We start from the raw sequence: 5,964 nt of genomic DNA, 5'->3' as shown, positions 1-5,964 counted from the left end.
GCGTACGAGGGACCGGACCATCGGCTCGTGCTCGGCGAGGTGCTCGGGGGCGAAGGGCTCCATCAACGCGCGACGGCGATCCATGTGGGCCGGCTCGTCCTCGTTCACGAGGGTGCGGTTCATCCCATAGCCGTAGGAGGCCAGTACCTCGTTGGCCTCGTCGCTCGTCGGGGTGATCTTCTCCAAGGCGACTGACGGGGAAAAGGTGATGTTGTCGCGGAAGATCGTCTTGATGTCGTCATAACGGGTGACGACCCAGTACCCGAGCTTGGGGCTGTAGAAGACCGGCTCGCTGTCCCGGAACCACGCAACATATCCGGGCGGGTCCTGCTGGTAACCGTCGCCGAAGGGGTCGAACTCGGCGGCCTCACGCGAGACGGGGCAAACGGCGGTCATCCAGGCGCTCCCTTTGTGCGGTCAGCGCACATCTATGTGCGCTATCCACACAACGTAGTGCGCATCACATTCCCGGTCAAAGGGTGGGACCGGTGCCCGGAGGGGCAGGGTGGGGCGCGCGGCCTTAGTGCAGGCGGACGACGGCGTCGCGTGCGGACTGCACGAGAGGCAGGAGCTGATCGATGTCGAGGTCCCCGTGCAGGCCGAGTCGGACGACGCCGATGGAGGCCTCGATGTTGGTCGTGGGAGCGCCGCCGGTGCCGACGGCCAGCCCGACCGTGCCGGGCTGGACCTCGCCGTCGGACAGGGCGTATCCCTGCGCACGGGAACGCCGGACGGCCTCGCTGTCCGTGGGGCGTTCGGGGCGCTGGGCGAGGATCGCTAGCCCGTCGGCGCCCTCCTCGAGGGGGTGGCGGGCGCCGACCTGGTAACTGATGCCGATGGAGCCGCGGGCAGCCGGCTCGGCCACGGCGAGGGCCACCGACTCGGCACGGTCGGCGATGGAGACGAAGGCGGTGAACCCACTGCGGTCGGCGAGCTCCTGGACGACCGGCTGTGCGGCAGAGCGATACTGGCTCATGAAGCGGCCGGCGACGACCAGCGCTCCGCTACCGAGCCGGTAGAGGCCGTCACTGCCCTTGGCTACGAGGTGGCGCCGCTCGAGGGTGCTGAGGATCCGGTAGGCCCCGGCCCGATGCACACCCAACTCATCGGCGAGCGAAGCAGGGGAAATGCCACTCGTTCGCTGGGAGATGATCTCGATCGCCTCGAGGCCTCGATCAAGGGTCTGGAGGGCGCTCACTGGGTGTTGGTGCTCCTTGGGCCTTGGGTGGGCCGAAGTCTACGCAGCACCCACAGTCGAGACCTCCCGCACCTCAATGGGATCGCCTGTGGACGTTGCCTGCGCTGGCCAACGAGTAGGCCTGATACGTCACCGCGAGTGCTGGTTACCGAAGCGGACTCGACGGGGCTCGACGTCAAGGTCGTCCAGGCGCGGCTGAGGCACACTGCGGCCAAGACCACCCTCGACACCTACGGCCACCTCTGGCCGGACCGAGATGAATCCTCCCGAGCAGCGGGGTACCACGAGCGGACTCCCAGCAGTGGCCCAGCTGATTGATGGACAGCTGCGTGCATAGGAGCGGGGAGTAGGCGCCCGCGGCAACCCGAAGGGAGGTCGTGTTGTCAGCGGCCGCCCATTTCCCCCCAAGACAGCGCCCTCCTCACCGACGCGTCGTAGTTGAACAGGTCGACGGTGCACCCTGGACTGCCTCTGCTCAGAAGGTCGCCGTACGTGCCCCGTTTTCGGGCGATGATGGTGCGGTGAGTGACAACTTTCCGAGCCCGACCTCGACTGTCCCGTCACGAGCAGGGGTCTTCCTCGGGTACCTCGACTACTTCCGAACCAGGGTCATCGCCAAGGTCGAGGGACTGGACGTACCCGAACAACGCCGCAGTCGACTGCCATCGGGGTGGGCGCCTCTCGAGGTGGTCAAGCACCTCATGTTCGTCGAGCTGAGGTGGCTCGAGTGGGGCTTCGAGGGTCGCTCTGTCGATGACCCTTGGGGCGACCAGCGTGACGAGCACTGGTACGTCTCTCCGGACGAGACGGCCGCCGACCTCATCGGCGCGCTCATTGCTCAGGGCGTCCGCAGTAAGGCCATCATCGAGGGCAACGACCTGGCGACGGTCGGTCAGCCTGGGCCGCGTTGGGAAGGCGCCGAGCCGGCTACCCTCGAACGGATTCTGTTCCATCTCGTTCAGGAGTACGCCCGCCACCTTGGTCACCTCGACATCGTTGTTGAGATCGCCAACGGGACAGTCGGAGAATAGGAGCGTCTGCGGATGTGCCCCTCGAGATCCCGCGCCGGTGACCGATCTGCCGGGGTGAACTCCTGGGTCAGGGTCGCTCCCTTGGTAGCTGCTTGCGAGACCCAACAGCGGTTGCCCGCTCGATCAGCACCGATGCCTACGGGGCAGGTCTCGTCGTCAGACCCGCGAAGCAGCTAGTGCGCGCACTGCTGACCGTTGGCCGACGGTGGCCATGCCTCCTCAGGCTTGGACTGTGGCTGTCCCGGTTGAGATCCCTTCACCGAGATCTCCACCGGGTCTTGCGGGACGCCCGATGAGATCCACGCCTGCCGGACGGCTTGGTTTCCGCAGAGTGTTCGGGCCACGGGACACGTGCGAACGCCCCCGGATTCGCTCTGCTTCTGGGGCTACTGCCGTCGTCGTCTTGGGCCACTACCATCGTCGGATGGACGGCGAGGACGTGAAGGCGACTTTGTTGGAGCTCGAGCGCCGGGGTTGGGATTCGCTATGCGACTGCACGGGCGGCAACTTCTACGGCGGCCTGATGACCGCTGATGCGGTCATGGTCTTGGCCAACGGTGCGGTCATGGATCGCGCGGCCGTGGTTGAGTCGCTCGCGCATGCGCCTCCGTGGCGGACCTACAGCATCGATGATGCCCTTCTCATCTGCAGCGGTCCGGGCACCGCTGCTCTCGTTTACCGCGGGACCGCCTACCGGGAAACGGACGAGCCGGCCTTCACCGGCGTGATGTCGAGCGTCTACCAGGATTCGGTAGATGGTTGGCGTCTCGTGCTCTACCAACAGACTCCGATTCCACCGACCGACTGATTCCTCCGCCCAACCACCAGCCGATCCGCCACCGATGTCGGCGGGCCGTGGTGGAGTGGCACCGTGACTTGGGAGACGCATCCACTGACACCGGACCGCTTTGAAGACTTCACTGACGTCATCAACCGCACCCGCCGCGCTCACCATTGCTGGTGTCTGTCGCACCGGCTGCAGGCTGGTGAGATCGAGGAGCTTGGCGGCGGGAGCCGTGAGCAGGCCATGCGTTCCCTGTGCGAGCGTGATCATCCGCCAGGGGTGTTGACCTACCGGGACGGCGAGCCGGTGGGATGGTGCAACATCGGCCCCCGCACCGAGATCTCGCGCCTGGCCAATTCACGTCTCATCCGCCCCATCGATGACCTGCCAGTGTGGAGCATCGTGTGCGTCGTGGTCCGTCCGGGCCATCGTCGACAAGGCGTGACGGCACCGCTGCTCGACGGTGCGGTTGCCTACGCCGCCGCCCACGGCGCACCCGCCGTGGAGGCGCATCCGGTCGATCCTCCGGGTCGGATGGATCTGACCATGGCGTTCGTCGGGACCAGATCGATGTTCGAACGAGCCGGATTCCGAGTCGTGGGCGGCACTGCTGCCGTGGCGAGCCGCATGCCACGCCTGATCATGCGGCGAGACCTCCCCGCCCAGCCCCTGGTAGCGCATCGGGTTGTTGAAATCGTGGAGGATGTCGTCGGCGGCGACCCGGTCTGATTCCACATGGGCGTGTCCGGCCCGGGCCCACCTAAGGTGGTGGCCCGCCCCAGGACCGAGGAGAGCAAAGGATGAAGATGAAGCTTGAACTGGTGCCGATCCCGGTTGCCGATATCGACCGTTCCAAGGCTTTCTACACCCGGCAGGTCGGCTTCGTCGAAGACCTCGACGTCCGTCCGGCAGAAGGCGTCCGGGTGGTGCAACTGACGCCACCGGGCTCGGCCTGCTCGATCGGGATAGGCACCGGCCTGCCGGCGTACGACGACATGTCGCCCGGCACCGTTAAGTCCCTCCACCTGGTCGTCGCCGACATCGAACAGACGCGCGCCGACCTCCTGGGACGCGACGTCGACGTCAGTGCGGTCCTCGACGTCGGCGGAGGCGTCAGGTACGCCTCATTCAGCGACCCCGACGGCAACACCCTCACCCTCCAGGAAATGGCCTGGCGGACCGGAGACTCGTACTGACCCTTGACACCCCTCAACGGTCCAGCCATGAGGACGACCCTCCTCGAGGGAGTCTTGCTCGGGGGACCAGTAACCGGATCCCGTACCGGCGCGCGTCCGCGCGACCATCTACGTGCGGACGTCGGCGAATCTGGCATCGAACTCGGTGTCCACGATCGCCAGGTGCTTGCCTGGCCCCCTTGATCCACGATCGGTTGTGGACCCAGGGAAGCAGGCTCTCCAGGTCTTCGGTCTTCGGGTCTGCGGTCTCACGCGGATCGAGGGCGGCGACCGCGCTCTCGTCGAGGAAGCAGCGGACCTTGTCGCCCCAGCCACGGTAAGAGGCACCATGGCCGCAAGTCCTTGCCAACCCCCAAAATGCACATGCCGCGCGCGACGGCTATCCGGCGGCGCTGGACACGAATGGCGCAGCTGCCGGGCCTCGGTCGAGCCTGATCGGGCGCCGGGTCAGGACAGGCCCACGATGGTCCCGTCGTCGAGCAGGTCGATCCGGGAGGCGGCCGGTGTGGCCGGCAGGCCGGGCATGGTCATCACGTCACCGCAAACGAGGACCACGAAGCCAGCGCCCGCGGAGAGTCTGACCTCGCGCACGTGCAGGTCGTGACCGGTCGGCGCTCCGCGCAGGGTGGCGTCGGTCGAGAATGAGTACTGCGTCTTGGCGATGCAGACTGGCAGGCCGCCGTACCCGTCGGCCTCGAGACGGTCGAGCCGCCGCTTGGCCGCGGAGTCCCACGTCACGCCGGAGGCTCCATAGAGCCGATGGGCCAGCGTCTCTGCCTTCTGCTTGAGCGGGAGCCTGTCGGGGTAGGTGAAGGAGAACGTTGACGGGTCAGTGTTCTCGAGCAGGTCGAGCACGCCCTTCGCCAAGTCGGTTGCGCCGGTGCCGCCGTCGACGAAGTGAGTGGCAGGGTGGGTCCGGACCCCCAGGCTGTCGACCAGCTCAACCACCCTGGCCACTTCCGTGTCCGTGTCGGTCGGGAACCGGTTGAGCGCGACTACACACGGGATCCCGTAGACCTCACGAACATTGTGCAGGTGCCGTGCAAGGTTCTCCATGCCGCGCTCCACGGCACCGAGATCCTCCCGACCGAGGTCGGGCAGGTCTACCCCGCCGTGGAACTTGAGCGCCCGCACAGTGGCCACCAACACCGCGGCGTCGGGACGGATCCCGGATTCGCGGCACTTGATGTTGACAAACTTTTCCGCGCCGAGATCGGCCCCGAAGCCGGCCTCTGTGACGACGTACTCGGCCAGCCGCAGCGCCGCCCGGGTGGCGATCACTGAGCTACAACCGTGCGCGATGTTCGCGAACGGGCCACCGTGCACGAAGGCCGGGGTGTGCTCCAGCGTTTGCACCAGGTTGGGTGCGAGCGCGTCCCGCAACAGCACCGCCATCGCGCCGTGAGCCTCTAGTTCACGGGCCGTGACCGGCCTCTTTTCTCGGGTGTGGCCGACCACGATGTCGCCGATTCGGCGTTTGAGGTCGGCCCACGACTCGGTCAGGCAGAAGATCGCCATCAGTTCGGAGGCCACCACGATGTCGAAGCCATCCTCGCGCGGGTAGCCGTTCGCGGGGCCGCCGAGACCGACCACCACATCCCGGAGCGCCCGGTCGTTGAGGTCAAGCACCCGCTTCCAATCCACCGATCGGACGTCGATGCCCAGCGCGTTGCCATGGTGGATGTGGTTGTCCATCAGCGCCGCCAGCAGGTTGTTCGCAGCCGCGATCGCCGCGAAGTCACCGGTGAAGTGCAG

The 5,964-nt window shown here is 66.7% G+C and carries 6 protein-coding genes and 1 pseudogene; 4 read left to right on the top strand and 3 right to left on the bottom strand.

The window, feature by feature from the left end; all coding sequences use genetic code 11:
* Together H7290_RS12605 and H7290_RS12600 are read right to left on the bottom strand one after the other, a co-directional pair.
* Positions 1-396, bottom strand: a pseudogene (locus H7290_RS12605) (hypothetical protein); the annotation flags it as partial.
* A 124-nt stretch (positions 397-520) separates the two neighbouring features.
* The gene (locus H7290_RS12600; protein WP_290514365.1) at positions 521-1,198 is read right to left on the bottom strand and encodes a helix-turn-helix domain-containing protein; all 678 of its coding nucleotides are present in this window, start codon (positions 1,196-1,198) and stop codon (positions 521-523) included.
* Between the two features lie 521 nt (positions 1,199-1,719).
* On the opposite strand from H7290_RS12600, the gene H7290_RS12595 reads away from it, so the two are divergent.
* The 4 genes from H7290_RS12595 (at position 1,720) to H7290_RS12580 (ending at position 4,209) form a co-directional block, all read left to right on the top strand.
* Entirely contained in the window at positions 1,720-2,229 is a 510-nt protein-coding gene (locus H7290_RS12595; RefSeq protein ID WP_290514364.1) for a DinB family protein, read from the top strand.
* Positions 2,230-2,653: 424 nt separating this feature from the next.
* The gene (locus H7290_RS12590) at positions 2,654-3,037 is read left to right on the top strand and encodes a nuclear transport factor 2 family protein (RefSeq protein WP_290514363.1); all 384 of its coding nucleotides are present in this window, start codon (positions 2,654-2,656) and stop codon (positions 3,035-3,037) included.
* A gap of 63 nt (positions 3,038-3,100) precedes the next feature.
* Positions 3,101-3,742, top strand: coding sequence for a GNAT family N-acetyltransferase (locus tag H7290_RS12585; protein ID WP_290514362.1), 642 nt, complete (start codon positions 3,101-3,103; stop codon positions 3,740-3,742).
* Between the two features lie 77 nt (positions 3,743-3,819).
* Positions 3,820-4,209, top strand: a complete 390-nt coding sequence (locus tag H7290_RS12580; protein WP_290514361.1) for a VOC family protein — start codon at positions 3,820-3,822, stop codon at positions 4,207-4,209.
* Positions 4,210-4,656: 447 nt separating this feature from the next.
* Here H7290_RS12580 and H7290_RS12575 read toward each other — a convergent pair.
* On the bottom strand, positions 4,657-5,964 hold a 1,308-nt coding region (locus H7290_RS12575), incomplete at its 5' end, for a formate--tetrahydrofolate ligase (protein ID WP_290514360.1).

The organism is Aeromicrobium sp., assembly GCF_014378035.1.
Lineage (GTDB): Bacteria > Actinomycetota > Actinomycetes > Propionibacteriales > Nocardioidaceae > Aeromicrobium.
This window is presented reverse-complemented; position numbering and strand designations above follow the sequence as displayed.